The 24,541-nt window shown below is 67.9% G+C and carries 28 protein-coding genes; 20 read left to right on the top strand and 8 right to left on the bottom strand.

Annotated elements, in window-relative coordinates:
• Nucleotides 1-2: 2 nt before the first annotated feature.
• Nucleotides 3-659, bottom strand: a complete 657-nt coding sequence (locus ACIBL3_RS29920; protein ID WP_396357023.1) for a response regulator — start codon at nt 657-659, stop codon at nt 3-5.
• A gap of 178 nt (nt 660-837) precedes the next feature.
• On the opposite strand from ACIBL3_RS29920, the gene ACIBL3_RS29915 reads away from it, so the two are divergent.
• From ACIBL3_RS29915 to ACIBL3_RS29890, 6 genes are all read left to right on the top strand, one after another.
• Entirely contained in the window at nt 838-3,225 is a 2,388-nt protein-coding gene (locus ACIBL3_RS29915) for a phosphoketolase (protein WP_396357021.1), read from the top strand.
• Nucleotides 3,222-4,082, top strand: coding sequence for a universal stress protein (locus tag ACIBL3_RS29910; protein ID WP_396357020.1), 861 nt, complete (start codon nt 3,222-3,224; stop codon nt 4,080-4,082). Before ACIBL3_RS29915 ends, ACIBL3_RS29910 begins: the two co-directional genes overlap by 4 nt.
• A gap of 110 nt (nt 4,083-4,192) precedes the next feature.
• A complete protein-coding gene (locus tag ACIBL3_RS29905; RefSeq protein WP_396357018.1) occupies nt 4,193-5,083 on the top strand; it encodes an ABC transporter ATP-binding protein in 891 nt (296 codons plus the stop codon).
• A gap of 5 nt (nt 5,084-5,088) precedes the next feature.
• Nucleotides 5,089-5,889, top strand: coding sequence for an ABC transporter permease (locus ACIBL3_RS29900; RefSeq protein WP_396357016.1), 801 nt, complete (start codon nt 5,089-5,091; stop codon nt 5,887-5,889).
• Nucleotides 5,890-5,895: 6 nt separating this feature from the next.
• Nucleotides 5,896-6,774, top strand: a complete 879-nt coding sequence (locus tag ACIBL3_RS29895; protein ID WP_396357015.1) for a universal stress protein — start codon at nt 5,896-5,898, stop codon at nt 6,772-6,774.
• Nucleotides 6,775-6,797: 23 nt separating this feature from the next.
• Nucleotides 6,798-7,304, top strand: a complete 507-nt coding sequence (locus ACIBL3_RS29890) for a flavodoxin domain-containing protein (RefSeq protein ID WP_396357014.1) — start codon at nt 6,798-6,800, stop codon at nt 7,302-7,304.
• A 7-nt stretch (nt 7,305-7,311) separates the two neighbouring features.
• On the opposite strand, the gene ACIBL3_RS29885 is transcribed toward ACIBL3_RS29890, so the two are convergent.
• From ACIBL3_RS29885 to ACIBL3_RS29875, 3 genes are all read right to left on the bottom strand, one after another.
• Nucleotides 7,312-8,154, bottom strand: coding sequence for a universal stress protein (locus ACIBL3_RS29885; RefSeq protein ID WP_396357013.1), 843 nt, complete (start codon nt 8,152-8,154; stop codon nt 7,312-7,314).
• A 136-nt stretch (nt 8,155-8,290) separates the two neighbouring features.
• Nucleotides 8,291-8,920, bottom strand: coding sequence for a hypothetical protein (locus ACIBL3_RS29880; RefSeq protein ID WP_396357011.1), 630 nt, complete (start codon nt 8,918-8,920; stop codon nt 8,291-8,293).
• Nucleotides 8,921-9,078: 158 nt separating this feature from the next.
• Entirely contained in the window at nt 9,079-9,882 is an 804-nt protein-coding gene (locus tag ACIBL3_RS29875; RefSeq protein WP_396357010.1) for an SAM-dependent methyltransferase, read from the bottom strand.
• A gap of 105 nt (nt 9,883-9,987) precedes the next feature.
• Here ACIBL3_RS29875 and ACIBL3_RS29870 point away from each other — a divergent pair, with 105 nt between their 5' ends.
• The 4 genes from ACIBL3_RS29870 to ACIBL3_RS29855 all read left to right on the top strand — a co-directional run bounded on the left by ACIBL3_RS29870 (nt 9,988) and on the right by ACIBL3_RS29855 (nt 13,058).
• Entirely contained in the window at nt 9,988-10,644 is a 657-nt protein-coding gene (locus ACIBL3_RS29870) for an alpha/beta hydrolase (protein ID WP_396357009.1), read from the top strand.
• Nucleotides 10,645-10,751: 107 nt separating this feature from the next.
• Nucleotides 10,752-11,327, top strand: a complete 576-nt coding sequence (locus ACIBL3_RS29865; protein ID WP_396357008.1) for a dihydrofolate reductase family protein — start codon at nt 10,752-10,754, stop codon at nt 11,325-11,327.
• Nucleotides 11,328-11,517: 190 nt separating this feature from the next.
• Entirely contained in the window at nt 11,518-12,501 is a 984-nt protein-coding gene (locus tag ACIBL3_RS29860) for a calcium-binding protein (protein WP_396357006.1), read from the top strand.
• Nucleotides 12,502-12,542: 41 nt separating this feature from the next.
• Nucleotides 12,543-13,058 carry a DinB family protein gene (locus ACIBL3_RS29855; RefSeq protein ID WP_396357004.1) on the top strand — a complete coding sequence of 172 codons (516 nt, stop codon included), beginning with the start codon at nt 12,543-12,545 and terminating at the stop codon, nt 13,056-13,058.
• Nucleotides 13,059-13,061: 3 nt separating this feature from the next.
• Here the strand turns inward: ACIBL3_RS29855 and ACIBL3_RS29850 are convergent, their stop codons facing one another.
• Together ACIBL3_RS29850 and ACIBL3_RS29845 are read right to left on the bottom strand one after the other, a co-directional pair.
• Entirely contained in the window at nt 13,062-13,634 is a 573-nt protein-coding gene (locus ACIBL3_RS29850) for a permease prefix domain 1-containing protein (RefSeq protein WP_396357003.1), read from the bottom strand.
• Nucleotides 13,616-13,960: a PadR family transcriptional regulator gene (locus ACIBL3_RS29845; RefSeq protein ID WP_396357002.1), complete on the bottom strand. Its 345-nt coding sequence runs from the start codon at nt 13,958-13,960 to the stop codon at nt 13,616-13,618. The genes ACIBL3_RS29850 and ACIBL3_RS29845 overlap by 19 nt, the downstream gene beginning before the upstream one ends.
• A 59-nt stretch (nt 13,961-14,019) precedes the next feature.
• Between ACIBL3_RS29845 and ACIBL3_RS29840 the strand changes: the two genes are divergently transcribed.
• Genes ACIBL3_RS29840 through ACIBL3_RS29830 form a run of 3 tightly spaced genes read left to right on the top strand, consistent with a single transcriptional unit; the run spans nt 14,020 to nt 16,281 of the window.
• Complete coding sequence (locus tag ACIBL3_RS29840) at nt 14,020-14,994, top strand: ATP-binding cassette domain-containing protein (protein WP_396357001.1); 975 nt, start codon at nt 14,020-14,022, stop codon at nt 14,992-14,994.
• Nucleotides 14,991-15,800 carry an ABC transporter permease gene (locus tag ACIBL3_RS29835; RefSeq protein WP_396356999.1) on the top strand — a complete coding sequence of 270 codons (810 nt, stop codon included), beginning with the start codon at nt 14,991-14,993 and terminating at the stop codon, nt 15,798-15,800. The genes ACIBL3_RS29840 and ACIBL3_RS29835 overlap by 4 nt, the downstream gene beginning before the upstream one ends.
• A gap of 49 nt (nt 15,801-15,849) precedes the next feature.
• The gene (locus tag ACIBL3_RS29830) at nt 15,850-16,281 is read left to right on the top strand and encodes a MerR family transcriptional regulator (RefSeq protein ID WP_396356998.1); all 432 of its coding nucleotides are present in this window, start codon (nt 15,850-15,852) and stop codon (nt 16,279-16,281) included.
• Nucleotides 16,282-16,519: 238 nt separating this feature from the next.
• Here ACIBL3_RS29830 and ACIBL3_RS29825 read toward each other — a convergent pair whose 3' ends face one another.
• Nucleotides 16,520-16,888: an ArsR/SmtB family transcription factor gene (locus ACIBL3_RS29825; protein WP_396356997.1), complete on the bottom strand. Its 369-nt coding sequence runs from the start codon at nt 16,886-16,888 to the stop codon at nt 16,520-16,522.
• Nucleotides 16,889-17,407: 519 nt separating this feature from the next.
• Here ACIBL3_RS29825 and ACIBL3_RS29820 point away from each other — a divergent pair.
• The 7 genes from ACIBL3_RS29820 (at nt 17,408) to phoU (ending at nt 23,336) form a co-directional block, all read left to right on the top strand.
• Complete coding sequence (locus ACIBL3_RS29820) at nt 17,408-18,370, top strand: PstS family phosphate ABC transporter substrate-binding protein (protein WP_396356996.1); 963 nt, start codon at nt 17,408-17,410, stop codon at nt 18,368-18,370.
• Between the two features lie 2 nt (nt 18,371-18,372).
• Nucleotides 18,373-19,365, top strand: a complete 993-nt coding sequence (gene pstC, locus ACIBL3_RS29815; protein WP_396356995.1) for a phosphate ABC transporter permease subunit PstC — start codon at nt 18,373-18,375, stop codon at nt 19,363-19,365.
• Nucleotides 19,365-20,261, top strand: coding sequence for a phosphate ABC transporter permease PstA (gene pstA, locus ACIBL3_RS29810; RefSeq protein WP_396356994.1), 897 nt, complete (start codon nt 19,365-19,367; stop codon nt 20,259-20,261). Before pstC ends, pstA begins: the two co-directional genes overlap by 1 nt.
• Before the next feature lie 26 nt (nt 20,262-20,287).
• Nucleotides 20,288-21,187, top strand: a complete 900-nt coding sequence (gene pstB / locus ACIBL3_RS29805) for a phosphate ABC transporter ATP-binding protein PstB (RefSeq protein WP_396356993.1) — start codon at nt 20,288-20,290, stop codon at nt 21,185-21,187.
• A gap of 51 nt (nt 21,188-21,238) precedes the next feature.
• On the top strand, nt 21,239-21,997 hold the full coding sequence (locus tag ACIBL3_RS29800; protein ID WP_396356992.1) for a response regulator transcription factor: 759 nt from the start codon (nt 21,239-21,241) through the stop codon (nt 21,995-21,997).
• Between the two features lie 75 nt (nt 21,998-22,072).
• A complete protein-coding gene (locus tag ACIBL3_RS29795) occupies nt 22,073-22,660 on the top strand; it encodes an FAD/NAD(P)-binding oxidoreductase (protein WP_396356991.1) in 588 nt (195 codons plus the stop codon).
• A 25-nt stretch (nt 22,661-22,685) separates the two neighbouring features.
• Nucleotides 22,686-23,336, top strand: a complete 651-nt coding sequence (gene phoU, locus ACIBL3_RS29790) for a phosphate signaling complex protein PhoU (protein ID WP_396356990.1) — start codon at nt 22,686-22,688, stop codon at nt 23,334-23,336.
• Here the strand turns inward: phoU and ACIBL3_RS29785 are convergent.
• Nucleotides 23,308-24,540 carry an MFS transporter gene (locus ACIBL3_RS29785; protein WP_396356989.1) on the bottom strand — a complete coding sequence of 411 codons (1,233 nt, stop codon included), beginning with the start codon at nt 24,538-24,540 and terminating at the stop codon, nt 23,308-23,310. The genes phoU and ACIBL3_RS29785 overlap by 29 nt on opposite strands.
• Nucleotide 24,541 lies beyond the last annotated feature (1 nt).

Raw genomic sequence — 24,541 nt, 5'->3', positions numbered from 1 at the left:
GGTCAGCGCACCGGGCGACGCTTGGAGCGCTCGACGGCGTAGACAGCGGCCTCGGTACGGCGTTCCATATCGAGTTTGCGCAGCAGGCCGGAGACGTAGTTCTTGACCGTCTTCTCGGCCAGGAACATGCTCTGCGCGATCTGCCGGTTCGTCTTGCCGGCCGCGATCTCGTCGAGGATCCTGCGCTCCTGCTCGGTCAGCGACTTGTACCGCGGGTCCTCGTCCTCGTCGACCGGATGCCGGAGCCGTTCCAGGACGGCAGTCGTCATCGACGGATCGAGCAGGGACTCCCCCGACGCCAGCCGCCGTACGGCGCCGATCAGGTCGGAGCTGCTCACCTGCTTCAGCAGGTACCCGCTCGCGCCGGCCATGATCGCGGTGAACAGCGCCTCGTCGTCGGAGAAGGACGTCAGCATCAGGCAGGCCGGCGGCGAATCCATCGCCGACCGGATCTCCCGGCACACGGTGATCCCGTCGCCGTCCGGCAGCCGTACGTCGAGCACCGCAACGTCGGGCCGCAGCGCCGGAACCCGGGCCACGGCCTGTGCCGCCGTACCGGCCTCGCCGATGACCTCGATATCGGGTTCGCCCTCGAGCAACTGCCGTAAGCCGAGCCGAACGACCTCGTGGTCGTCGAGCAAGAACACCTTGATGGTCATGAAATCGCTCCCTCCCCTCCATGATCCACCGCCCACTGCGTCCCGAGCAGGGACCAAGAACACGATCTGCCGGGACCTTGGTCCCAAAGGGCCCGCCCCGCGGCGGACCTTGGCCTCTACCGGCCGCCGGCCCCGCGGAGCGAAGGTTGGAGTGATGCCCACGCCAAAGGGAGTGACTATGCAGCAGGTCAGCGACAAGCCGCTGAGTGCGGACGAGCTCGACGCTTTGGACGCCTATTGGCGAGCCGCCAACTTCCTGTCCGTCGGTCAGATCTACCTGCTGCGGAACCCGCTGCTGCGGGAGCCGCTCCGAGCCGAGGACGTCAAGCCGCGACTGCTCGGCCACTGGGGTACGACGCCCGGACTCAACCTCCTGTACGCGCACCTCAACCGCGTCATCCGCCGGCGCGATCTCTCGATGATGTACGTGATCGGCCCCGGCCACGGCGGGCCTGCGATCGCGGCCAACACCTGGCTCGAAGGCAGCTACAGCGAGACCTATCCGGAGGTGTCGCGCGACGCCGCCGGGATGGAGCGCCTGTTCCGTCAGTTCTCGTTTCCCGGTGGGATTCCGAGTCACGTCGCGCCCGAGTTGCCCGGCTCGATCCACGAGGGTGGCGAGCTCGGCTACTCGCTGAGCCACGCGTACGGCGCCGTACTCGACAATCCTGATCTCGTCGTCGCCTGCGTGATCGGTGACGGTGAGGCCGAGACCGGGCCGCTGGCCGCGTCCTGGCACTCGAACAAGTTCCTCGATCCGCGCACCGACGGCGCGGTGCTGCCGATCCTGCACCTGAACGGGTACAAGATCGCGAACCCGACGATCCTGGCCCGGATCGGTGACGACGAGCTGACCGACCTGCTGACGGGGTACGGCTACACGCCGTACCTGGTCGGCGGGTCCGATCCGGAGGTCGTCCACCAGACGCTGGCCGCAACCCTCGACCGCGTTCTGGACGAGATCAAGTCCATCCAGGACGAGGCCCGAAGCGATCCTGATGCGCCGCGGCGACCGTGGCCGATGATCGTGTTCCGTACGCCGAAAGGCTGGACCGGACCCCGAGAGGTCGACGGGCTGCCGGTGGAAGGCACCTGGCGAGCCCATCAGGTCCCGCTGTCTGCGGTACGGACGTCGCCCGAGCACCTCGAACTGCTGGAGACCTGGCTGCGGAGCTACCGACCGGAGGAGCTCTTCGACGAGTCCGGGCGGCCGGTTGCCGGGCTGCTCGCCCAGGTGCCGTCCGGTGACCGGCGGATGGGATCCACTCCGCACGCCAACGGCGGCATCCTGACGCGTGAGCTCGAGTTGCCCTCGCTCACGGGGTACGCCGTCGACGTACCGGCACCCGGAAGCGTGCGGCACGAGCCCACCAGAGTTCTCGGCACCTACCTGCGCGACGTGATGCGCAACAACCTTGCCCAGCGCAACTTCCGGGTGTTCGGACCGGACGAGACCGCGTCCAACCGGCTGGACGCGCTGTACGACGTGACCGGCAAGGCGTGGAACGCCGAGGTGCTGCCGACCGACGAGCACCTGGCGGTCGACGGCCGGGTGATGGAGATCCTCAGCGAGCACACCTGCCAAGGGTGGCTCGAGGGATACCTGCTGACCGGCCGGCATGGCTGGTTCTCCTGCTACGAGGCCTTCGTGCACCTGGTCGACTCGATGGTCAACCAGCACGCCAAGTGGTTGAAGGTGACCCGCGCTCTGCCCTGGCGGCGACCGGTGCCGTCGCTCAACTACCTGCTCACGTCGCACGTCTGGCGCCAGGACCACAACGGCTTCTCGCACCAGGATCCCGGCTTCATCGACCACGTCGTGAACAAGAAGGCCGAAGTGATCCGCGTCTACCTGCCGCCGGACACCAACACGCTGCTGTCCACCGCCAGGCACTGCCTGGCCAGCCGGGACTACATCAACGTGATCGTCGCCGGTAAGAACCCGCAGGAGGACTGGCTCGACCTGGAGTCCGCCGAGCTGCACTGCGCCCGCGGTCTCGGCGTCTGGAGCTGGGCGAGCAACGACGCCGGCGAGCCGGACGTCGTGATGGCCTGCGCCGGTGACGTCCCCACGGTGGAGACGCTGGCAGCGGTCAGTCTGCTGCGCGAACACCTTCCAGAGTTGAAGATCCGGGTGGTCAACGTCGTCGACCTGATGCGGTTGCAGCCGGCCTCCGAACATCCGCACGGGCTGCCCGACGCCGAGTTCGACGCGCTCTTCGGCACCAGCACGCCGATCATCTTCGCCTATCACGGCTACCCCATGCTCATTCACCGGCTGACCTACCGCCGGCACAGTCACCCGAACCTGCACGTCCGCGGCTACAAGGAGGAGGGCACCACCACGACGCCGTTCGACATGGTGGTCCGCAACGACCTCGACCGGTACCACCTCGCGATGGACGTGATCGACCGAGTGCCCGGGCTGGCCGAGCGCGCCGTACACGTCCGGCAATGGCTGACCGACCAGCGCGCCCGGCATCACGCCTACATCCTGGAGCACGGCGAGGACCTGCCCGAGATCCGCGACTGGCACTGGCGCCCATCCGAAGGAGCACGGCCGTGACCATTGTCGTCGGGTACGACGGATCGCCCGCAAGCGAAGCCGCAGTCCGGTGGGCCGCCGACGAGGCCGATCGGCGGAGCTGGAGCCTCCGGTTGACCTACGTGCTTCCGCTACCGATGCTCCGCAGCCCCACGGGTGTCACGACGCCGCTGCCGGCCGACGCCGTACGCCGTACGGCCGAGAAGCTGCTCGGTGAGGTGGCCGAGCGCATCCGGACGGACGACCCGGAACTGGCCGTGGACGCCGTCGTGAGCTTCGGCAGCGCCGCGGAGGTGTTGTTGCAGGAGGCAACCGAGGCGTCGATGGTGGTGGTCGGGTCGCGGGGGCTGGGCGAGTTCCGTGACCTGGCGATGGGATCGGTGGCGGCGCACGTCGCGACGCATGCACCGTGTCCGGTCGTGATCATCCCGCCCCGGTGGGAGTCCGGGCCTCCGACCGGCGAGGTGGTGGTCGGGGTCGACGGATCCGGGCTGTCCCTGGACGCGGTCGAGTTCGCCTACGAGGCGGCTCAGGCCCGACGGGCGCGACTGATCGCAGTGATGGCCTGGCACGACCCGGTGAGCACCGGGCCGGACGATCCACTGCCCGTGGTCTACGACCTCGACGCACTCGAGCAGCAGAGCGCGGCCCTGCTGGCCGAGTCGATTGCGGGCCACCGGGAGAGGTACCCGGACGTCGCCGTACGGCAGGAACTCGTGCACGGGCGGCCGGACGACGTACTGGTCGCCGCCGGTCGGACCGCTGACCTGCTGGTGGTCGGATCGCGCGGACATGGCGCATTCCGTGGCTTGTTGCTCGGCTCGACCAGCCGGTCGCTCGTCCACCACGCCCCATGCCCGGTCGCAGTGGTGCGCTGAGCTTCGCCACACCGGCCGACGTGATGCCACCCGGCGCGGGACATGGGGACCTTCGGCCCTGATCAACCCGGCGGCTGATCCGTAGCGTCGAGAGTGAGGAGGGAGCTGGCATGGAGGTCGCGATCCGGACCCGGCGGTTGACGAAGAAGTTCCGCCGTCACCTCGCGCTCAGCGAGCTCACCCTGGACGTCCCGCGTGGCGTGGTGTTCGGCTACCTCGGCCCCAACGGCGCCGGCAAGACCACCACGATCCGGCTGCTCGCCGGCCTGATCCGGCCGACGTCCGGCTCCGCGATCGTCTTCGGCTTCGACGCCGCCGATCAGTACGACGCCCTGCAGCGACGCATCGGCTACCTACCAGGGGATTTCGCCGCTTACCCCGATCTCACCGGGACGCAGTACCTGCGCTACTTCGCACACCTGCGCGGCGGCGTCGACCAGGCCGCGGTGGACCGCCTGGCCAAACGATTCGAGCTCGACACCGAGATCCGGATCGGCGCCCTGTCGCGCGGAAACCGGCAGAAGCTCGGCATCATCCAGGCGTTCATGCACGAACCCGAACTGCTGATCCTCGACGAGCCGACCGCGGGACTCGACCCGATCATGCAACGTGAGTTTCTCGCCCTGCTGCGCGAGACCCGGGACGCAGGCCGCACCGTCTTCCTTTCCTCGCACATCCTCGCCGAGGTCGAAGCTGTCGCCGACACCGTCGGCATCCTCCGGCGGGGCGAGCTCGTGACCACCCAGTCCGTCGAAGCGCTCAAGGCCCAGGCGCGCCGGCGGCTCGACCTGACCTTCGCCGCCACTCCCCCGCTCGACCGGATCCGTCAGGTCCCCGGTGTCCAGGACGTGTCGTCGGACGGCCGTACCGCGCACGTCGTGGTCACCGGGTCGACCGCCGAGCTGGTCCGGGCCGTCGCGCCGTACGAGGTCACCAACCTGGTCAGTCACGAGGCCGACCTGGAAGCCGTGTTCCTCGACTACTACGCGACCCCGAGGTGATCGGCATGTTCCGCAACGTCTACCTGAAGTCCCTGTACGACGCCCGCCGCGGCCTGTTCGGCTGGTCGATCGCCATCGCGGCGCTGACCGTGCTCGAGTCGGCACTGTGGCCGTCGGTCCGCGGGCTCGACCTCGAACAGATCTACGGCTCGTTTCCCGAGGAGCTGAAGAAGTTCTTCGACCTCGAGGCCATGACGACCGGCGCCGGCTTCCTCAACGCCGAGCTCTTCACGTTGCTGCTGCCGGCGCTGTTCCTCGTCTACGGCATCGGCCGCGGTGCTCGCGCGCTGGCCGGCGAGGAGGAGCAGGGGACGCTGGAGTTGCTCCTCGTCACCCCGGTGTCCGGGGCCCGGATCGTCGTGGAGAAGGCGCTCGCCCTAGCGACCTCGCTCGCGGTCCTCGGCACCGCGCTGTTCGCATCGACGCTCGCCGGGAATGCCCTGTTCGACCTCGGCATCAGCGTCGGAGCTGCAGCCACCGGCGCCCTCGCGATGACGCTGCTCGGACTCGAGTTCGGCTCCCTGGCACTCGCCGCCGGTGCGATCACCGGCCGTCGCGGGACTGCGATCGTGGTCGGCTCGGTCGCCGCCACCGCTGCGTACGTTCTGTACGCCGCCGGCCTGCTGCTCAGTTCGGTGGAGTCGTGGCTGCCGTTTTCGCCGTTCTACCAGGCCTTCCACGAAGGTCCGCTCGGCGCCGGACTCACCGCCGGTCACGGCTGGCTCTTCGCCGGGACCGTCGTACTCACTGCCATCGCCCTACCGGCCCTCGACGGCCGCGACATCGCCACCGCGCACGGAAGGTGAGAACCCATGTCAGCACAACCCGGTTCGGTCGTCGTCGGGTACGACGGCTCGCCGTCAAGCCAAGCCGCCCTGCAGTGGGCAGCCGCTGAAGCCGATCGGCTCCATGCTCCGCTACGGGTCGTCGAGGCGTTCGAAATCGTGGTGTTCACCCGGCCGTCACCCGGCAAGGTGGTGCCACTCGCGGGCCTGCGCACCGCCCGGGAGCGCGGCCTCAGCGCGCTGGCGGACGGCATCCGCCAACAGCACCCGACGCTTCAGGTCGAGACAATACTCGTCGAGGGCGATGCGGCCGGCGCGCTGATCGAGGAGACCGGGAACGCTCGGCTCCTGGTGCTGGGATCGCGCGGACTCGGCGGCTGGAGTGGTCTGATCGTCGGTTCCGTCGCCGTCCAGGTGACGACGCACGCCCACTGCCCGGTCGTCGTGATTCCGCCGGACCTGCGTCCGCGGGCGCACGAGGCACGGACGGTCGTGGTCGGTGTGGACGGCTCGAAGTCATCGGCGAAGGCGATCGACTTCGCCTTCGACCAAGCCGAGGCGCTGAACGCGCGGGTGCTCGCCGTACACGCCTGGTCGAGCCCGTTCCGCACGTACGACGATGACGGGAAATCGATGCTGGAGTTCGACGAGGACGCTGTGCAGGAGTCCGCGCTGGTGCTCGTGGCTGAAGCCGTCGCCGGCGCGGCCGCCGATCACCCCGGCGTCGAGTGGGACACCCGCCTGGTCGCTGGTCCGCCGGCGCGCGCCATCCTGCACGCCGCCGAGTCTGCCGAACTCGCCGTCGCCGGTTCCCGCGGGCGCGGTGGATTCGCCGGCCTGCTGCTCGGCTCGGTCAGCCAGACCGTGCTTCACCACGCCCACTGCCCCGTCGCGATCGTCCGTTGACGATCGCCAGAGAGGAGGTTTCGATGTCCAGAAAGGTTCTGGTGGCCTACGCCACCAAGATGGGGGCCACCGCCAGCATCGCCGGCGCCATCGGCGAGGAACTGCGCAGGGCGGGTCATCAGGTGGACGTGCTCGACGTCGCCGACGTGAAGGCCGTCAGCGAGTACGACGCCGTGATCGTCGGCAGCGCGATCTACTTGCGCCGCTGGCGTCCCGAGGCGGTCACGTTCCTGCGCAAGCACGCGGATCAGCTGAGCACGCGGCAGGTCTGGCTGTTCCACAGCGGGCCGGTCGGCCCCGACAAGGACGAGGCCCAGACGATGCCACGCAAGGTCGCGCGACTCGCTGACCGGATCGGCGCCGAGCCCGCCGTGACGTTCGCGGGCCGGCTGGACCCGGACTCGGCGAAAGGCTTCCTCGCCCGGAGACTCGCGACCGGTGACCTGGCCGTCGACTCCCGCGACTGGAAGAAGATCACCGACTGGGCCCACCAAATCTCGACCGAGCTCGCCGTCAACTCCGACAAGTAACCGCACCTCAGGAATCCGCACCCGGCTGGTGGACAATCGCGACCGGGCAATCGGCGTGCTGGAGGATTCCCCTGACCGTGGAGCCGAGCACGGCTGCCACCAGACGGCGATGGCTGCGGCCTCCGACGACCAGGAGTTGGGCACCTGCAGCTTGCGCCGCGTCGAGCAGTTCGGCCACGGGTCGACCTCGCCTGAGCTCGGTCTCGAACCTCACGCCGGGGAACCTCTCCCGGCAGTGGCGATCTGCCGCTTCCAGTTCCTGGCTCTCGATTTCGACGGCTGGTTCTCCGGTGTCGCAGACCTGGACCATCCGGATCGGGGCACCGCGTTCCGCCGCCAGTGCGGCAGCGAAGTCCAGCGCCGTCTCGCAGTGTTCGAGCTCGTCCACTCCGACCACGATCGGGGCCGCCGGGTCTCCTGGACTCCACGTCGGCGGTACGACGACTACCGCCGTACTCGGCTCGGAGACCACCGCCTCCGCCGTGGAGCCGATCAGCACCTGGCCGACCAGACCTCGGCTGTGCCGCCCCACGACCAGCATCCGGTCGCCGGCGGTGCACCGCCCCAGCATGTGTGCCGGTCCGCCGGACAAGATCACGCCGGTGTGCACCGCGCCCGTGTCGTGGCGGTCCAGGTACTCACGGACGTCGTCGACCAACTGCTCGGCCTCCGACACCGCCGCGGGCCCGTTCAATGGTCGCGCTCGGTGCTCGACCACGTGCAGCACCCGAATCGGAGCCCCGCTCACCACCGACTCGGACAGCGCCCAGTCCACGGCCCCGTCATCGATCCAACTCCCCCCGACACCAACCGCGACCGCCCGCGGCTCCTTCATGCCTGGGTTGGTCATCACCGGCACCTCCCCACCGCGCTGTCTGTGCCTATCAGCTTCCACCGAACGCCCGTGGGGGCGTCGGCCCACAGAGGCGAAGGCCTCGCGGCGATCCGACCAAAGGCCCGGGCGACGACTCCTCGGCCCGGTGCAGCTAGCGGGGGCCGTCGATTTCTCTGGGCTCGAGGTGTGCAGTGGGGGCGATGGCCGCCGGACTGGAGCCGCCCAGGCCTGCCTGCCGGATCAGGCCGGACACCAGTTCCTCGGCCTGAGTGATTGTTTGCTCGAGGGTTTGCAGGCCCGCGTCCACCCGGCCCGTCTCCAGGGCCCAGCGGGCCGCCGCCATGCCCTGTACGACCGAGTCGTTGATCTCGATCGCCTCGCGGTACAGCAGGGCCGCGGCTTCCAGCCGCAACCGCTCCTCCTCGGCACGACGCAGCCGGTCCGCGGCGTCCCCGAGCAACACGCCCAGCAGCAGCAACGGCACGATGCGCGACACCCACCCGATCGGGCTGAGCGAAACGTCCTCGACCATCACCCAGACCACGATGAGCGCGACGGCGACCACACCACCAGCCAGCCCGGCGCGCATCCCGAAGGTGACGGCGACCAGGGCAATCGGCAGGACGAAGAGCAGCGCGTAGGCGTCGGACGGTCCTCCAGTGAACAAGCGCAGCACCAGCACCAAGGCGTAGAGCACTGCCGCGAGCGCCACCGCGGCCGCCGGACGCTGCCGGAACCACGGCTCACGCGACGACCTGACCGGCACGATGAACGAGGACATGCACCCAGCCTGCGCCGCCCCCGCCCCCGAACCCAGAGGCCAAAAGTCCCGACCTCCCCGCCGAACCGGGTCCCGAGAAGGGGCTTAGGACTCGGCCGGGCAGCACCTGCCAAAGGACTCCTACGAGTCAGGAGTCCTTTGGCAGGGTGTGGGCTTGACTAGGGCTTGCGGGCGACTGCGCCGTACGCGGAGATCGGTCGCGCGTCCTCCAGGTCGCTGTCGTCCTCGTCTGCCCACCATTGGGTGATCGACACGAAGCCAGGCGGCACCATCTCGAGGCCGTCGAAGACCGCGCGGATCTCGTCCTGCGGCCGGGGCACGTACGGGACGCCGCCGGTCTTGGCGTAGTTCTCGCACAGCGTCACGTAGGCCTGGCTGTCGGTCGTGCCGTCCCACATGGTGAGGTAACTCCCCGACGGTACGGCGTCCATCACCGTCGACACGATCCGGCGCAGGTCGTCGTACGTCTGAGCGTGCCCCAGCACGCCCATGAACATGACGCCGATCGGCTGGTTGAAGTTCAGCACGTTCCGGGCGTCGGCGAGGATCTGCTCGGGCTTGTGGTAGTCAGAGTCGATGTACGTCGTCACACCCTCGGGCGTGGTGTTGGTCAGCAACGCCCGAGCGTGCGCGAGGACCATCGGGTCGTTGTCGGCGTAGACGATCTTCGCGTCGTGAGCCACGCTCTGAGCGACTTCGTGGGTGTTCTGCATCGTCGGCAGGCCGGTTCCGATGTCGAGGAACTGGCGGATGCCGATCTCGGACGCCAGGTAGCGCACGGAACGAACCAGGAACTTCCGCGACTCGGTCGCCATCGTCGCGATGTCCGGGTCGACCTCGACTCCGGCGTCGCCCACGACGCGGTCGATCTCGAAGTTGTCCTTGCCCCCCATCCAGTAGTTCCAGATCCGTGCCGAGTGCGGGATGTCCGTCCGGATCAGAGGGCTGATGTCTTCTGGCATAGTCGAGAACTCCTCGGTCATCAAGCAGTCAGGCATCACACAAGGTGCCTGCCGATTCGGCAGACTGTGACACTACAAGATCCGGCGAGTGAGGGGCCACACACAATGCCGTCCAGCGCGGGAGAACTCGTCACCGAAACGCTCGAGTACGACGGTGGCCGGCGGGTCACGGCGTACGTGCCAGCCGAAACTCCACAGGCGGTCGTGTACGCCGGCGACGGTCAACTGATCTCGCAGTGGGGCGAGTTCCTCAACGAAGCGGCCGACGTGCCGCCGACGCTGCTCGTGGCCGCGCACCGCCTCGACGACGAGATGCAGCGGATCCACGAGTACTCTCCCGGCTTCGACGCCGAACGCTTCGGGGCGCACGAGAAGTTCTTCGTCGAGGACGTCCGCGAGTGGGTGCGGACGCGCTTCGGCGTCGCGCTGCCCACCGAACGTACGGCGGTGTTCGGCGTCTCGGCGAGTGGCGAACTGGCGCTCGCCACCGGGCTTCGCCACCCGGACATCTACGGCGCGATCTTCTGCGCGTCACCGGGTGGCGGGTACCAGCCGCCGGGCGACATGCAGAGCTCGCTGCCTCGCACGTACCTGGTCGCGGGCACCGAGGAACCGTGGTTCCAGGAGAACGCGACCCGCTGGGCGGACGCACTCAAGGCGGCGAACGCCGACGTCGTCATCACTGAGCGGCCCGGGGACCACGGCGACCCGTTCTGGCGCGAAGAACTCCCCCTGATGGCAGCCTGGGCCTTCGGACGCTGACGAGTGTGATCGGCGTCACACTTGTTGTCTGTGAGAGCTGTGTAGTGTCCAGCGGCTCTCGATCGACGCAGTGACGACCGCACATCAACCAACCCAAGGAGCATGAGATGCGCACCCTGATCGCCACTGCCTTCGTCTCGCTGGACGGCGTCGTCGACTCGCCCGGCGAAGATACCGGCTACCGCAACGCCGGCTGGACGTTCAAGGACATCGCGTTCGACGAGTCCGCCTACGAGCTCAAGGGCCGCGAGCAGGAGCAAGCCGCCGCCATGATGATGGGCCGCGTCAGCTACGAGGCGTTCTCGCCGGTGTGGCCGACCATGACCGAGGACTTCCCGCTGTACCTCACGATGCCGAAGTACGTCGTCTCGACCACCCTGCAGGAGTCCGACCTGGTGTCGAACTGGGGCGACATCACCATCCTGCGCACGCTCGACGACGTCGCGGCGCTCAAGGAGACCGAGGGCGGACCGATCATCGTCCACGGCAGCGCGACCCTCAACCGCAACCTGTCCGACGCCGGTCTGATCGACCGCTACCACCTCCTTGTCTTCCCGGTCCTGCTCGGCGCCGGCAAGCGCCTGTTCAGCGACACCGACAAGGACAAGCAGAAGCTGACCCTCGTCGAGAGCCAGTCCTACCCCAACGGCATCCAGAAGCTGGTCTACGACACCAACCGCTGATCGCCGCCTCTCTATACGGATCCCGGGCCGATCCGGTTCAACCCTCGGCCCGGGAATTCCCGTTAGATGCCCTTAGCAACTTCTCGGAGAAATTCGCTCTGAACCGGTCGGCGATGACACTCGTGTAGGCCCCGTAAACACCGACAGCGCAGCCCATCAGGAGGGCCGCGACCAAGGGAGGGGCTCAATCATGAGCAGTGTGACAAGACGACTCCGGCGAGGTCTGAGCGCGGCAGCGATCGCTACCGGCTTGGCAGTGAGCTTCGCCGGTACGGCGTCCGCGGCGCCCGCGAGCGGAGTCGTGATCGACAACGGACAACTGACCGTCACGGGAACGAACCGCGCAGACAACATCACCCTGCGCGTGCCGGCGACCAACACCTCGGTCGTCGAGGTCGACTTCGGCAACGGTACGGCGCCGCGCATCGTCCAGCGGGCCGACTTCACCCAGATCAAGGTCACCAGTCGCGGCGGCAACGACGTCGTACGGATCGACTACGGCGCCGAAACGCAGCCGTTCACGATCATCGACACCGGCAACGGCAACGACTCCGCGTTCGGTGGCAGCGGCAACGAAGTCTTCCGTACCGGCAACGGCAACGACTTCGTCGACGGGAACCGCGGCGCCGACACGGCCTTCCTCGGCAACGGCAGCGACACGTTCGTCTGGGATCCGGGCGACGGCAGTGACGTTATCGAAGGCGGTCGCGGTCCCGACACGATGCTGTTCAACGGCGCGGCCATCGCCGAGCGATTCGCCGCCACCGCGAACGGGCCCCGCCTCCGCTTCACCCGCGACGTCGGCAACATCGTGATGGACACCGACAACGTGGAGCGGGTGAAACTCAACGCCCTGGGCGGCGCGGACTCCGTCTCCATCGGGGACCTGCGCGGAACCGACGTACGGGAGCTCGACATCGACCTCGGCGCACAAATCAACACCAGCGGCGGCGACTCAGCGGTCGACGCAGTGACCGTCACCGGCACACCCGGCAAGGATCACATCCGCGTCTCCGGCTCCGGTGGCGACGTGCGGGTCTCAGGACTCAGCGCGGACGTCCGGCTGTCGGACGTCGAACCAGCTGACCAGCTGACCGTCGACACCTTGACCGGCAACGACAGAGTCTCCACCAACAGGCTCGCGCCCGGCACCATCTCCCTCACGATCCTCTGACCGCACATTCTCGTCGTCAGCGGTTGGTCCACCATGAATCCATGGACCGGAACGTGACGCACGAGGAGCTGGAGGCTGCGCGTCGCTCCTTCCACGAACTCATCGAAGGAGCGACCGCGCAGAGCCTGCGCCGACCGTCGAACGGCACCCGCTGGAACAACCGGCAACTGCTGTTCCACATGCTGCTCGGGTACCTCATCATCCGCGCGCTGCTGAGGCTGGCCCGCATCTTCGACAGGTTGCCGACCGGCGCGAGCGAGGTGTTCGCGCGAACCCTCAACGCCGGCACCAAACCCTTCGACGCGGTGAACTTCCTCGGCTCGTACGCCGGCGGCACAGCGATGACCCCACATCGCATGGAGCTGATGTTCGACCACGTCGTCGACAAGCTGCACCGCCGCTTGGACGCAGAGACCGACACGGACCTCAACCGCGGGATGTGCTACCCCACCCGCTGGGACCCGTTCTTCAAGCACTACATGACCCTGGCCGACCTCTACCGCTTCCCCACCCAACACTTCAACTTCCACCGCCACCAACTGACGCTGAACGCATGACCGTCACCCGGCCAGGAGGCCTGGGAGTTGGCGGATCGACAGGGCAGCGCGCGTCAGGCTGGCGGACGCCGCGAGCGCGATCACAACCGTCAACACCGGGCCTACCGCTAGGACAATGGTCAACAGCCCGAGGTCGAGGAGGGTGATCGCCACAGTCGCAGGCGCAGCCAGCCGAGCAGTAGACGGCTTCTTGCTCCGCACGACGGTCAGCAGCGTCGCGGCGATCGAGACGAGAGTGACACCGAACAGGCAGGCAAGACTCACAGGGATCGGCCAATTCCAGGCTTTCGCGCCGATCAGCGCAAATCCCCAGAGAACTGCGAAGAGCGGCGCCGTCTCCAGCAGTGCCACGGCGGTACGGTGACCTACCGACTGCCGTGCGAACGCCGCTGCGATCTCGGTCGGCGAACCGAACTCTTCGACGGCGGCAGTGGCCGCCTCGAGCGGCGTCAGGCCTCGGCTCAGCTGATTCCGAACCGATTCCTCGAGGCCGTCCGCGAGCTCCTCGACGATCTCGGGTGCGAGCCGGCGAGCCAGTTCGGCGACGTAGTCCGCGATCAGGTCCCGGTCAGCCATTTGTTCGGCTCCAGCATGGTGGTGACCGCTTGCGCGAACTCGCGCCAGTTCGCGCGTTCTCCCGTGAGCTTGCGTTGACCGTCGGCCGTGAGCTGGTAGCTGCGGCGGCGACGGCCGTCGACAACCGACCACGACCCAGCGATCAGACCGGCACGCTCCAGCCGGTGCAACGCGGGATAGACGGTGCCCGTGGGCAGGTCGAAGCGGCCCTCGCTGCCCTCGCGCAGCGCCTCCTTGATCGCATAGCCGTGCAGCGGGCCGTCAGCCAAGGTGGCGAGCAGCAGGACGTCGAGGTGCCCCTTCAGCACTTGCGCATCCACCCTCATAGGTAGCTATGCTACACCAAGGGCATAGGTAGTAATGCTAGCTATGAGGCGGTGGCGTCATGGAGGTGCCCGCGATCGAGGTTGACGGACTCAGGAAGCGATTCGGCGCGATCGAGGCGCTGGCCGATGTCGACCTGCAGGTTCCGGCGGGCACGGTCCTCGGGCTCCTCGGACCAAATGGCGCAGGCAAGACCACCCTGGTTCGCATCCTGGCGACGCTGACGCGACCGGACGCCGGCACAGTCCGGGTGGCCGGTCTCGACGTGGTCGGCGATTCCAGGGCCGTACGGCGGATCATCGGCTTGTCCGGCCAGTTCGCCGCCGTGGACGGCTACCTCACCGGCCGCGAAAACCTGCGAATGATCTGCCGGCTGTCCGGGCTGAACCGCGGGCCGTCGAACCGGAGAGCAGACGAACTGCTGGCCATGGTCGACCTGTCCGACGCGGCGAACCGTTTGGTCCGCGGCTACTCCGGTGGCATGAGACGGCGACTCGACCTCGCGGCGAGTCTGGTGCGGCGACCCGCCGTACTGTTCCTCGACGAGCCGACCACCGGACTCGACCCGCGTGGCCGCATCGATCTCTGGTCGGCGATCTCCACCCTGGCTTCACAAGGAACAACGGTCCTCATGACCACGCAGTACCTGGAAGAAGCCGATCGACTGGCGGACGCGATTGCCGTCATCGACAGGGGACGCCTGATCGCCACCGGTACGGCGGACGAGCTCAAAGCCCGCGTTGGCGGCGATCGAGTGGAGGTGCGCATCCCACAGAACGCTCATCCGGAGTCACTCGCCGCCAAGCTCTCGGATCTCAGCTCTGCCGCTCCGGTGATGGATGTGGCCGACGGCACGATGGTGCTGCCGATCTCGGGCGGCTTGGAAGCCTTCGGCGAGGTGGTGACCCGCCTGCGCGAGTCGGGCGTGCCGGTGACCGATGTCGCTCTGCGCCGCCCGTCACTCGACGATGTGTTCCTCACATTGACCGGACAGTCCACAAGCGACGACCACGTCCAGATCCGGAGCTCTCGATGACTGCGACCTGGGTACGGCGGACCGACGAGCAGGCCGCTCTCCCCCAACTCCTGAGCGACGTCGCCGTGATCACCGCGAGGAACCTGCGCAGGCTCGTCCGAGTGCCCACCCTGATCGCGTACGCCACCGCACAGCCCGTCCTGTTCGTGGTTCTGTTCACCTCTGTGTTCGGTGGCGCGGTCGACCCACCAGGCGTCACCAGGTACGTCGACTTCCTGCTACCCGGCCTGTTCGTGCTGGCGATCGCCTTCGGCGCATCCCAGACCGGCGTCGCGATCGCCGACGACCTCGCGACCGGCATGATCGACCGCTTCCGCGCCCTGCCGATGACCCGATCAGCCGTACTGGCCGGGCGAGCCCTGGCCGACGCGATCCGCAACCTCTTCGTCGTCCTGCTGATGATCGGCGTCGGCTACGCGATCGGGTTCCGCTTCCACGCCGGCGCCGCCGCCGCGGTCGGCACCATCGGACTCGCCCTTCTGATCGGCGTCTCCTTCTCGTGGATCAACGCACTGATCGGACTCCTCGTGCGCGACGCCGAGTCGGCCGGGCTGCTCGGACTCATGCCGGTCATCGTTCTCGTCTTCACCAGCTCGACATTCGTCCCGGTCACGACAATGCCTACCTGGCTGCAGACCTTCGCAGAGATCAACCCCGTGACGATCACCGTCGACGCCCTGCGCGCCCTCACCCTCGGCGGCCCTACCGCCGATCCCGTCCGGCACGCACTCGCCTGGATCGCCGGCTTGCTCGTCGTCACCATTCCCGCCGCCGTGCTCTGCTACCGGCGCACAGCCACAGAATGATGCACGAGGGCTTGACCTTGGAGTGGGGTCCAAGGTTTACGTTCGATGCATGAACACCAGCGTTGCGGTTCAGGGTCTGCGGGTGGCCCAGCTCGCCGCGGCGGTAGCTGTCTCCGCCGACACGATCCGCTACTACGAGCGCGAGGGTCTGCTGCCGGCACCGGAACGCTCACCGGCCGGTTACCGGCTGTATGAACCTTCGACGATCGAACGGCTGCGGTTCATCCAAGGTTGCCAGCGGCTCGGCCTGCGGCTGCGTGAGATCTCCGATCTGCTGGCCGTTCGGGACACCGGCACATGTCCGTGTGAGCCAGCGGCGGAGTTGTTGCAGCGCCGGCTGGCTGAGCTCGACGCCGAACTGGCTCGGCTGACCGAGCTGCGGGGGCAGATCGTCGCGATGGCGGACGCACTGCCGAGCGCCGACTGCCTTCCGCCCGCGCCGGACACCACTTGGTGTCCACCCGGATTCGAGGGGAGGTGAACACCGTGCTCGAGATCCTCGACGACACCACCTGTTGCGACGACCCGACGTGCTCATCTGGCTGTGGATGCGGATGCGGATGCGACGACTGACACAGACCTCGCCATGAAGTACAGCCCAGCGGATCTCGCCCGCTGGGCTGTCCGCCCGTCAGCGTACCTCGGCGTCGAGTTCCAGCGATCCTTCTCGTCGAACACGCTGCGCGGCATATCCCGCGACGCCGAGTACGTGGTGCGGGCTAGCGCAGGAAGGTAGGCCCAGGCAAGAGTGCCCGCAGCGTCTGGAGCTGCTCCGGGACGATCGAGTACCAGGACCACAGGCCACGCTTGTCCCGGGCAAGAATTCCCGCGGTGACGAGGATTTTCAGGTGGTGGCTGATGGTTGGCTGACTGAGCTCGAGGGGCTCGGTCAGATCGTTGACACAGGCCTCGCCGTTCGGGCTCGCCTCGATCATCGCCAGGAGCTGCAGCCGGGTCGGGTCGGAGAGGGCTTTCAGTACGACGGCCAGTCGCTCGGCCTCGTCGCGGTCGATCGCGACGCCGGTGACCTGCTGAGCACCGTCATTGCTCGGCGCACCGACTCGGGCGGCGCTCTGGCGGGGGCTCACCTCAGCAGTGTAAATGGCTGCCGTCGCAGAAAACGTATTGGGCACGAATATGTTCACCGGCTAGACACCCAGCGAGGGCCGGCCGCCCCAAGGAGCAGAGGAGCGGCCGGCCCAGTCTCAGGCGCCGATCTCGCCCCCGTCGGGCCGCCAGGTGACGATCACCGCGGGTTGCCGTGGGCATCGAAGTCGAGGTTGTCCGGACAGGAGATCGGCGACGCCCCACGGCGTCAGGCCACCCGAGCAGGTGTTCAGCGATCCGAGCACGCGGGTGGGGACAGGCGTTCCCGCACGTTGGCGGTGGTCAGTCCGTGACCATTGGGTGAACAGCCACCCGCGGAAACCACCTGGTCACGGGCTGGATTTCGTACATCGAGATTCGTCTATCTACAGCCCAGTGATCACCATCCGTTCACCTGGCGTTTACATCGAACTTCTTCGATTTAGTTGTCACGTGAACGCGTTCAGCCCGCGGTGTCCCGGGTCTCCGGGGCCTACAACATGGAGGGGTGCCCGGTGGTCATGCGCCCGGTCAAGCACATGCGCTACGTCGCCGTCTCGGCGGCCGCCCTGCTCGCCCTGACGGCGTGCGGTGGGAACAACAACGAGAGCTCCGGCGACAGCGGCAGCGGCGAGGCGCTGTCCGGGCAGGTGGTCGTCGACGGCTCGAGCACGGTCGAGCCGCTCACCGCGGCCGCGGGTGAACTGTTCAAGGAGGAGCAGAGCGGCGTCGACGTCGCGGTCGGGACCTCGGGCACCGGCGGCGGTTTCAAGAAGTTCTGCGCCGGCGAGACCGACATCTCCGACGCGTCCCGTCCGATCAAGGACGAGGAGAAGGCGCTGTGCGAGAAGAACGGCGTCAAGTTCTCCGAGCTCCAGGTCGCCAACGACGCGCTGACCGTCGTCGTCAACAAGGACAACGACTGGGTCGACTGCCTCACCGTCGCCCAGCTGAAGAAGATCTGGGAGCCGGGCTCGAAGGTGAAGAGCTGGAACCAGGTCGACCCGAAGTTCCCGAACGAGCCGCTCCCGCTGTACGGCGCCGGCTCGGACTCCGGCACGTTCGACTACTTCACCGCCGAGATCAACGGTGAGGAAGGCGCCAGCCGCACCGACTACAACCCGACCGAGGACGACAACGTCACCGTCCAGGGTGTGTCCGGCGCCAAGGGCGCGCTCGGCTACTTCGGCTTCTCCTACTTCGAGGAGAACGAGGACAAGCTGAAGGCCTTGAAGGTCGACGGCGGCAAGGGCTGCGTCGAGCCGTCGGTGGCCACCGCGCAGGACGGCACCTACACGCCGCTGGCCCGTCCGCTGTTCATCTACCCGTCGGACAAGGGCCTGCAGAAGAAGCAGGTGCTCGGGTTCGTCGAGTTCTACCTGGAGAAGAACCAGGAGATCGTCGAGGCGGCCAAGTTCGTGCCGCTGACGGACGCCCAGAAGGCGACCGCGAAGACCGAACTGGACAAGCTGAAGGCCCAGTGACCATGCCGGACACAACGGCAGACACGGCGACGGGTGGTTCCGCCACGAAGCGGAACCACCCACCCGCCTGGCGTGGGCCCGCCGTCGACCTGACCCAGCAACACCCCCGGCGCGGCGAGCGATTCATCAAAGCAACGATGATCACGGCGGCCTGGGTGTCCGTCGCGGTCACCATCGGCATCGTGCTGTCGCTGCTCGCCCCGACGGTCGCGTTCTTCACCCATGTCGGGGTCGGCGACTTCCTGCTCGGCACCGAGTGGACCGCCGGCTTCGGTGACAAGTTCAGCTGGACCGACAAGGCCTGGGGCGTGTTGCCCCTGGTGGTCGCGACCCTCATCGTGACGCTGATCGCCCTGGCCGTCGCCGTACCGTTGGGACTCGGGGCAGCGATCTACCTGAGCGAGTACGCCTCCGAGCGGGTCCGCAAGGTGCTCAAGCCGGTGCTCGAGGTGCTGGCCGGCATCCCGACCGTGGTCTACGGGTTCCTCGCGCTGACGATCATCACGCCGATCCTCGCGAACCTGGTCCACTTCACCACCATCCACAACATGCTCTCGCCCGGCATCGTGATGGGGTTCATGATCGTCCCGACCGTCGCATCACTCAGCGAGGACGCGATGTCCGCGGTACCGCTGGCGTTGCGGCAAGGGTCGTACGCGCTCGGGGCCAACCGGATGAAGACCACGCTGCGAGTGGTGTTCCCGGCCGCGTTGTCCGGGATCGTCGCGGCGATCGTGCTCGGGTTCTCCCGGGCGGTCGGGGAGACGATGATCGTCACGATCGCGGCCGGTAGCCGGGCCCAGCTGACCTTCGACCCACGCGAAGGCGCCCAGACCATGACCGGCTTCATCGCCCAGATCGCCAGCGGCGACGCGCCACAAGGGTCGCCGGTCTACTACTCGCTGTTCGCCGTGGGAGCGCTGCTCTTCGCGATCACGTTCGTGATCAACCTGGCCAGCATCCGGCTGGTGCGCAAGTACAGGCAGGCCTACTGATGACAACAGCCAGTGTGACCCGGGGAAATGCCCTGACCCGTGGCCGGCGCCGCGACGGCATCATCTCGGCGATCTTCGCCGCCGTCCTGTGGACGTGCCTCGCGCTGATCTGTGTGTTCCTCTTCTTCATGCTCGCGGTGATCGTGCAGAAAGGACTCGCGCGCCTCGACGCGAACCTGATCGCGAATCAGCCGTCGAAGATCAGGCCCGCGACGGCCGGTGTGCAGTCGGCCTTGCTCGGCACGCTGTGGGTCGGCGCCATGACCGTCCTGATCGCGCTGCCGCTCGGCATCGCAGCGGCCGTCTACCTGGAGGAGTACGCGAATCCGGCGAAGTGGTGGAACCGGGCGATCGAGCTCAACATCCAGAACCTCGCCGCCGTCCCCGCGGTCATCTACGGCATCCTCACCCTCGGCTTCGTCGTCCGCGGCCCGCTCTCGGTCGGCGCGGTCGTGCTGGCCGGCGGTATCGCGCTGGCTCTGCTGATCCTTCCGGTCATCATCATCACGGCCAGGGAGGCGATGCGCGCCGTACCGCGGGAGATCCGTGACGGCTCACTCGCGCTCGGCGCGACCGAGTGGCAAACGACCTGGCTCCAAGTGCTGCCGGCCGCCCTGCCCGGCATCGCGACCGGATCGATCCTGGCGATGTCGCGGGCGATCGGCGAGGCAGCCCCGTTGATCCTGGTCGGCGCCACGACCTTCGTCACGTTCAACCCCGACGGCGTGCTGTCGAAGTACACCACGCTGCCGGTGCAGATCTACAACCTCGTCCCGCAGGACCGCGACGCGTTCCGCGACCTCGCGTACGCCGCCATCCTGCTGCTCATCGTCGTCCTGCTGGCCATGAACGCCGTCGCGATCTGGCTGCGCAACCACTACCAGCACCGCTGGTGACCATGACCACTCCGGGAGACCCACCCATGACGAACGTCGAACCGGACCTCGCCACCGTTCCCGAGACGGTCGGCGCGGTCGGCGCACCGCACGAGATCCACGTCGAGCTCGGCGACCGCACCAACCACCGTGCGCCGGCGGCCCAGCCGGACGGCGTGATCGAACTGCGCGACCTCGAGGTCTACTACGAGAAGTTCCTCGCCGTCTCGGGCGTCGACATGGTGTTCGGCAGCAAGGAGATCACCGCACTCATCGGTCCCTCCGGCTGCGGCAAGTCGACCGTGCTGCGCTGCCTGAACCGGATGAACGACCTCGTCCCCGGCGCCCGTGTGCTGGGCAACGTCACGTTCCACGGGGTCGACATGTACGACCCGAGCGTCGACGTCATCGAGGTACGGCGCCGGATCGGCATGGTCTTCCAGAAGCCCAACCCGTTCCCGAAGTCGATCTACGACAACGTCGCCTACGGCCCCCGCGTCACCGGCATGAAGCCGAAGAACATGGACGAGGTCGTCGAGAAGGCACTGCACGGGGCGGCCCTGTGGGACGAGGTCAAGGACAAGCTCAAGCAGAGCGCCTACGGCCTGTCCGGCGGCCAGCAACAGCGGCTGTGCATCGCCCGGACGATCGCCACCAGCCCCGAGGTGATCCTGATGGACGAGCCGTGCTCGGCGCTGGACCCGATCGCGACGGCCAAGATCGAGGACCTGATGGTCGAGCTGGCCAAGACCTTCACGATCATCATCGTCACCCACAACATGCAGCAGGCCGCCCGGGTGTCCCACCGTACGGCGTTCTTCACCGCGGCCGCCGACGAACACGGCCAGCGAACCGGCCGGCTGGTCGAGTTCGACACCACCGGCAAGATCTTCGGCAACCCGGCCGACGAACGCACCGAGGCCTACATCACGGGCAGGTTCGGCTGATCCGCCATGACCGCCCCGATGATGAACGCCAGGGAGTCACACGGCCATCCCGTGCGTACTCGCCGCCGGTCCGCTGATCCGGCCCACCGGAAGCCGGAGTTCCGCATCTCGGTGCTGGTCGTCGATCATGGCGAGACGGTGGACGAACTGCTCGCCGCCGCGCTCGCGCAACCGCTCGAGGTGCACGTCTGCACCGACGCGGCGGAGGCACTTCTCCACGTCGGCAAGCTGTGCCCCGACGTTGTTCTGCTCGGCCCGGGCAGTGGACGCCTGGACCCGATCGAATTCCTCAACATCGTCCGCGCCGACGACCCGGAGCAACCGGTCATCGTCGGCGCGGACGCCGGCTGCAGCGAGTTCACCAGCCGCGCCAGCGACGCCGGAGCGAGCGCGGTGGTTCCGCGCCCGTACCGGGTCCGTGAACTGCTCGCCCTGATCAACTCACTCGCACCGGCCCCGAACCAAGTCGATCTGCGACCGCTGGCACTCGACCTCGGGCGGCTCCGGGTCGACGGCGCCGTACCGCAGATGTGGCTCGACGGCCGCCAGATCGAGCTGCCGCCGATGGAGTTCCTCCTGCTCCGCTTCTTCGCCGAACGGCCCGGCGAGCTCGTCACCCGTGAGGAGGTCCGCGGGGCGGTCTGGGGCAAAGGCGTGACGATCCGGAGCAACACGCTCAACGTGCACATCATGCGGCTGCGCAAACGCCTCAGCGACGACGAGCGGAACCCGCAGTGGATCAAGGTGATCCGCGGGCTTGGGTACCAGTTCAGGGTGCCACCTGTTGTCGACCGGGAGTTCGCCGAATGATGTCCGGCCGGGGAACCGCCCGTCGATCCGGTTTGATTGCCTGAGGCAAAGTCCGAGATGACGGGAGCCGGAGAGATGCGGATTGTGGTGGTGGGCGGTTCCGACGCAGGGATCAGTGCCGCGTTGCGCGCCCGGGAGTGCGCGCCCGAGAGCACCGTGACGATCCTGGTCGCCGACACCTACCTGCTGCACACCATGGACGAGGCCCGCGAGCTCGACGACGACCTCGATCAGGAGCTCGCCGACGAGATCACCGCCGACGCCGTCCTGGTCGTCAGAGGCGTCCGGCCGAACAGCGAGCTCGCTGCGGCCGCCGGCGTACAATTGAACAACCACGGCACGATCATCGTGGACCGTCACATGCGCACCAACCTTCCGGATGTCTGGGCCGCCGGCGACTGTGTGCACACGCATCACGTCTTGCTGGCCGAGCCGACATACGTGCCGCTCGGGACCACCGCCCACAAGCAAGGCCGCGTCGCCGGAGAGAACGCCGCGGGCGGCTCCAAGGAGTTCGCCGGAATCGTCGGCTACGCCGTCGCGCTGCAAACCGGCCTGACCGTCGAACAACTCCTCGACCTCGACCTCGCCTATACACCGCCCCTGGGTAGCCCCTGGGACGCCATCCAGCTCGCCGCACAGCACTGGCTTGCAGCGCGATAGCCGGCCACACCCACCGGAGGAACACATGCGTGAGCTCTACCACGAACAGCTCGACGACATTCTCGTCGAACTCGAACGCATGACGCGGACCGTTTCGACTGCCGTACGACGTTCGACCAACGCGCTGCTGACGACCGACCTCGGCCTCGCCGAAGAGGTCATCGGCGCGGACTCCCAACTCGACGCCACCGGCGAGATGGTCGAGGAGAAGGTGTTCGTCCTGATCGCCCGCCAGGCGCCGGTCGCCGACGAGCTGCGGATGCTGGTCGCCGCGCTGCGCATGGTCGCCGACCTCGAGCGGATGGGAGATCTCGCCGCGCACGTCGCGAAGATCGCCCGGCTCCGCTACCCGTTGCCGGCTATCCCGGTCGACCTCGAGTTCCTCATCGAGGACATGGGCGAGGTCGCACGGCGGATGGTCGACCAGGCCGGTGACGTCATCCACAGCCGCGACGTGGCAGCCGCTCAGGAGATCGCCTCGACCGATGACGAGATGGACAAGCTGCGGAGCAACCAGTTCCGGCTGATGATGGACGCGTCCTGGCCCCATGGGGTCGAGGCCGCCGTCGACCTCGCGCTGCTCGGCCGCTACTACGAACGCATCGCCGACCACGCCGTCTCCATGGCCCGGCGCGTCATCTTCCTGGTCACCGGGGAGATGCCGCTCGCGCAGTAGGCCGCCACTTCAGCAGCAGAAGGAGTACGCCGGCCAGCGCGCAAGCCCCCGCTACGCACAGGACGAGCGGCCGGTAGCCCACGGCGGCAACCAGGAGCGCACCACCAAGTGGCGCGGAGGCCTTGGCAACCAGGACCGGCGCGGCGAGAGTTCCCGCGATCGTGCCGTAGCCGGCGGCGCCGTACCGGTCGAGCAGGATGGCCGGTGTCGCGATCGACGCGACGCCGAAGCCGAGTCCGAACAGGACCAGGCACGCGATGGCTCCTGGCACCTGACGCCCGACGACGGGCAGCAGGACCATCGCCACCCCTTGCCCGACGAAGATCACGCCCGCGATGGTGGCCATCGGCAACCATCGGGTCGACAGGGTCGTGACCACCCGGCCGGTGACCGACAGCAGTCCGAGGAGCCCCGCCAGAGACGCGGCCAGCGCGGCCGGGTGGCCGAGGCTGACCAGATACAGGACCAGATGTACGGCGATCACGGCCAGCGCGGCACCATGCAGCACGAAGGTGACCGCCAGCAACCAGAACGCGGGATCACGCAACACCCACCCGGGCGATCCTCGCCGGTGCCGCTCTGCCCGGTCGAGCACGGGCGCGGTGCGCCGCAAGGCCAGACCGTGCAGCGGCACCGTGACCATCGCCAGCAGGACCGCGAGAACCGCCAACGTCGGCCGCCACTCCACGCGGGCAACCAGCTGACCGGTCAGCGGAATGAAGATCGAGCTGGCGAACCCAGCGACCAACGTGATGCCGAGCAGCGCCTTCCCCCGCCGCGCCGGATCGGTGACGGCCACGACGACCGCGAACGCCGGCTCGTACAGAACCATCGCGGACGCCACACCGATCAGCACGAAGACGGCGTAGAGCTGTGCCGCGCTGTGGACCTGCGACCATCCCAGCACCGCCATCGAGCCCAGCACCGATCCGGTGGTCATCAACGCATGTCCGCCCCGGGCATCCAGCCATCGTCCGACCGGGATGGACAGCAGCCCGGCGACCAGCACCGCCACGGTCAGGGCGCCGGCGGCCGTCGCGTTCGAGATGCCGAGGTCGCGGCTCATCGGACCGAGGATGACGCTGAAGGCGTAGTACAGAACGCCGTACCCGACCGTCTGAGTGACGGCGAGGGCGCCCACCAAACGGCGCGTGCCGGGCCTCGCCGCCGTTGGCCGCTCGACCAGACCCGGATTCGCCGTCATC

The organism is Kribbella sp. NPDC050124 (genome assembly GCF_044460355.1).
Taxonomy (GTDB): domain Bacteria; phylum Actinomycetota; class Actinomycetes; order Propionibacteriales; family Kribbellaceae; genus Kribbella.
Note: the sequence above shows the minus strand (reverse complement) of the source record. Positions and strands in the feature narration are given on the sequence as shown.

Excerpts from the sequence above, each read along its gene's own strand:
- ACIBL3_RS29920 (WP_396357023.1), bottom strand. The coding sequence starts at position 659 with ATGACCATCAAGGTGTTCTTGCTCGACGACCACGAGGTCGTTCGGCTC.
- ACIBL3_RS29915 (WP_396357021.1), top strand. The coding sequence starts at position 838 with ATGCAGCAGGTCAGCGACAAGCCGCTGAGTGCGGACGAGCTCGACGCT.
- ACIBL3_RS29905 (WP_396357018.1), top strand. The coding sequence starts at position 4,193 with ATGGAGGTCGCGATCCGGACCCGGCGGTTGACGAAGAAGTTCCGCCGT.
- ACIBL3_RS29900 (WP_396357016.1), top strand. The coding sequence starts at position 5,089 with ATGTTCCGCAACGTCTACCTGAAGTCCCTGTACGACGCCCGCCGCGGC.
- ACIBL3_RS29895 (WP_396357015.1), top strand. The coding sequence starts at position 5,896 with ATGTCAGCACAACCCGGTTCGGTCGTCGTCGGGTACGACGGCTCGCCG.
- ACIBL3_RS29890 (WP_396357014.1), top strand. The coding sequence starts at position 6,798 with ATGTCCAGAAAGGTTCTGGTGGCCTACGCCACCAAGATGGGGGCCACC.
- ACIBL3_RS29885 (WP_396357013.1), bottom strand. The coding sequence starts at position 8,154 with ATGACCAACCCAGGCATGAAGGAGCCGCGGGCGGTCGCGGTTGGTGTC.
- ACIBL3_RS29880 (WP_396357011.1), bottom strand. The coding sequence starts at position 8,920 with ATGTCCTCGTTCATCGTGCCGGTCAGGTCGTCGCGTGAGCCGTGGTTC.
- ACIBL3_RS29875 (WP_396357010.1), bottom strand. The coding sequence starts at position 9,882 with ATGCCAGAAGACATCAGCCCTCTGATCCGGACGGACATCCCGCACTCG.
- ACIBL3_RS29870 (WP_396357009.1), top strand. The coding sequence starts at position 9,988 with ATGCCGTCCAGCGCGGGAGAACTCGTCACCGAAACGCTCGAGTACGAC.
- ACIBL3_RS29865 (WP_396357008.1), top strand. The coding sequence starts at position 10,752 with ATGCGCACCCTGATCGCCACTGCCTTCGTCTCGCTGGACGGCGTCGTC.
- ACIBL3_RS29860 (WP_396357006.1), top strand. The coding sequence starts at position 11,518 with ATGAGCAGTGTGACAAGACGACTCCGGCGAGGTCTGAGCGCGGCAGCG.
- ACIBL3_RS29855 (WP_396357004.1), top strand. The coding sequence starts at position 12,543 with ATGGACCGGAACGTGACGCACGAGGAGCTGGAGGCTGCGCGTCGCTCC.
- ACIBL3_RS29850 (WP_396357003.1), bottom strand. The coding sequence starts at position 13,634 with ATGGCTGACCGGGACCTGATCGCGGACTACGTCGCCGAACTGGCTCGC.
- ACIBL3_RS29845 (WP_396357002.1), bottom strand. The coding sequence starts at position 13,960 with ATGAGGGTGGATGCGCAAGTGCTGAAGGGGCACCTCGACGTCCTGCTG.
- ACIBL3_RS29840 (WP_396357001.1), top strand. The coding sequence starts at position 14,020 with ATGGAGGTGCCCGCGATCGAGGTTGACGGACTCAGGAAGCGATTCGGC.
- ACIBL3_RS29835 (WP_396356999.1), top strand. The coding sequence starts at position 14,991 with ATGACTGCGACCTGGGTACGGCGGACCGACGAGCAGGCCGCTCTCCCC.
- ACIBL3_RS29830 (WP_396356998.1), top strand. The coding sequence starts at position 15,850 with ATGAACACCAGCGTTGCGGTTCAGGGTCTGCGGGTGGCCCAGCTCGCC.
- ACIBL3_RS29820 (WP_396356996.1), top strand. The coding sequence starts at position 17,408 with ATGCGCCCGGTCAAGCACATGCGCTACGTCGCCGTCTCGGCGGCCGCC.
- pstC (WP_396356995.1), top strand. The coding sequence starts at position 18,373 with ATGCCGGACACAACGGCAGACACGGCGACGGGTGGTTCCGCCACGAAG.
- pstA (WP_396356994.1), top strand. The coding sequence starts at position 19,365 with ATGACAACAGCCAGTGTGACCCGGGGAAATGCCCTGACCCGTGGCCGG.
- pstB (WP_396356993.1), top strand. The coding sequence starts at position 20,288 with ATGACGAACGTCGAACCGGACCTCGCCACCGTTCCCGAGACGGTCGGC.
- ACIBL3_RS29795 (WP_396356991.1), top strand. The coding sequence starts at position 22,073 with ATGCGGATTGTGGTGGTGGGCGGTTCCGACGCAGGGATCAGTGCCGCG.
- phoU (WP_396356990.1), top strand. The coding sequence starts at position 22,686 with ATGCGTGAGCTCTACCACGAACAGCTCGACGACATTCTCGTCGAACTC.
- ACIBL3_RS29785 (WP_396356989.1), bottom strand. The coding sequence starts at position 24,540 with ATGACGGCGAATCCGGGTCTGGTCGAGCGGCCAACGGCGGCGAGGCCC.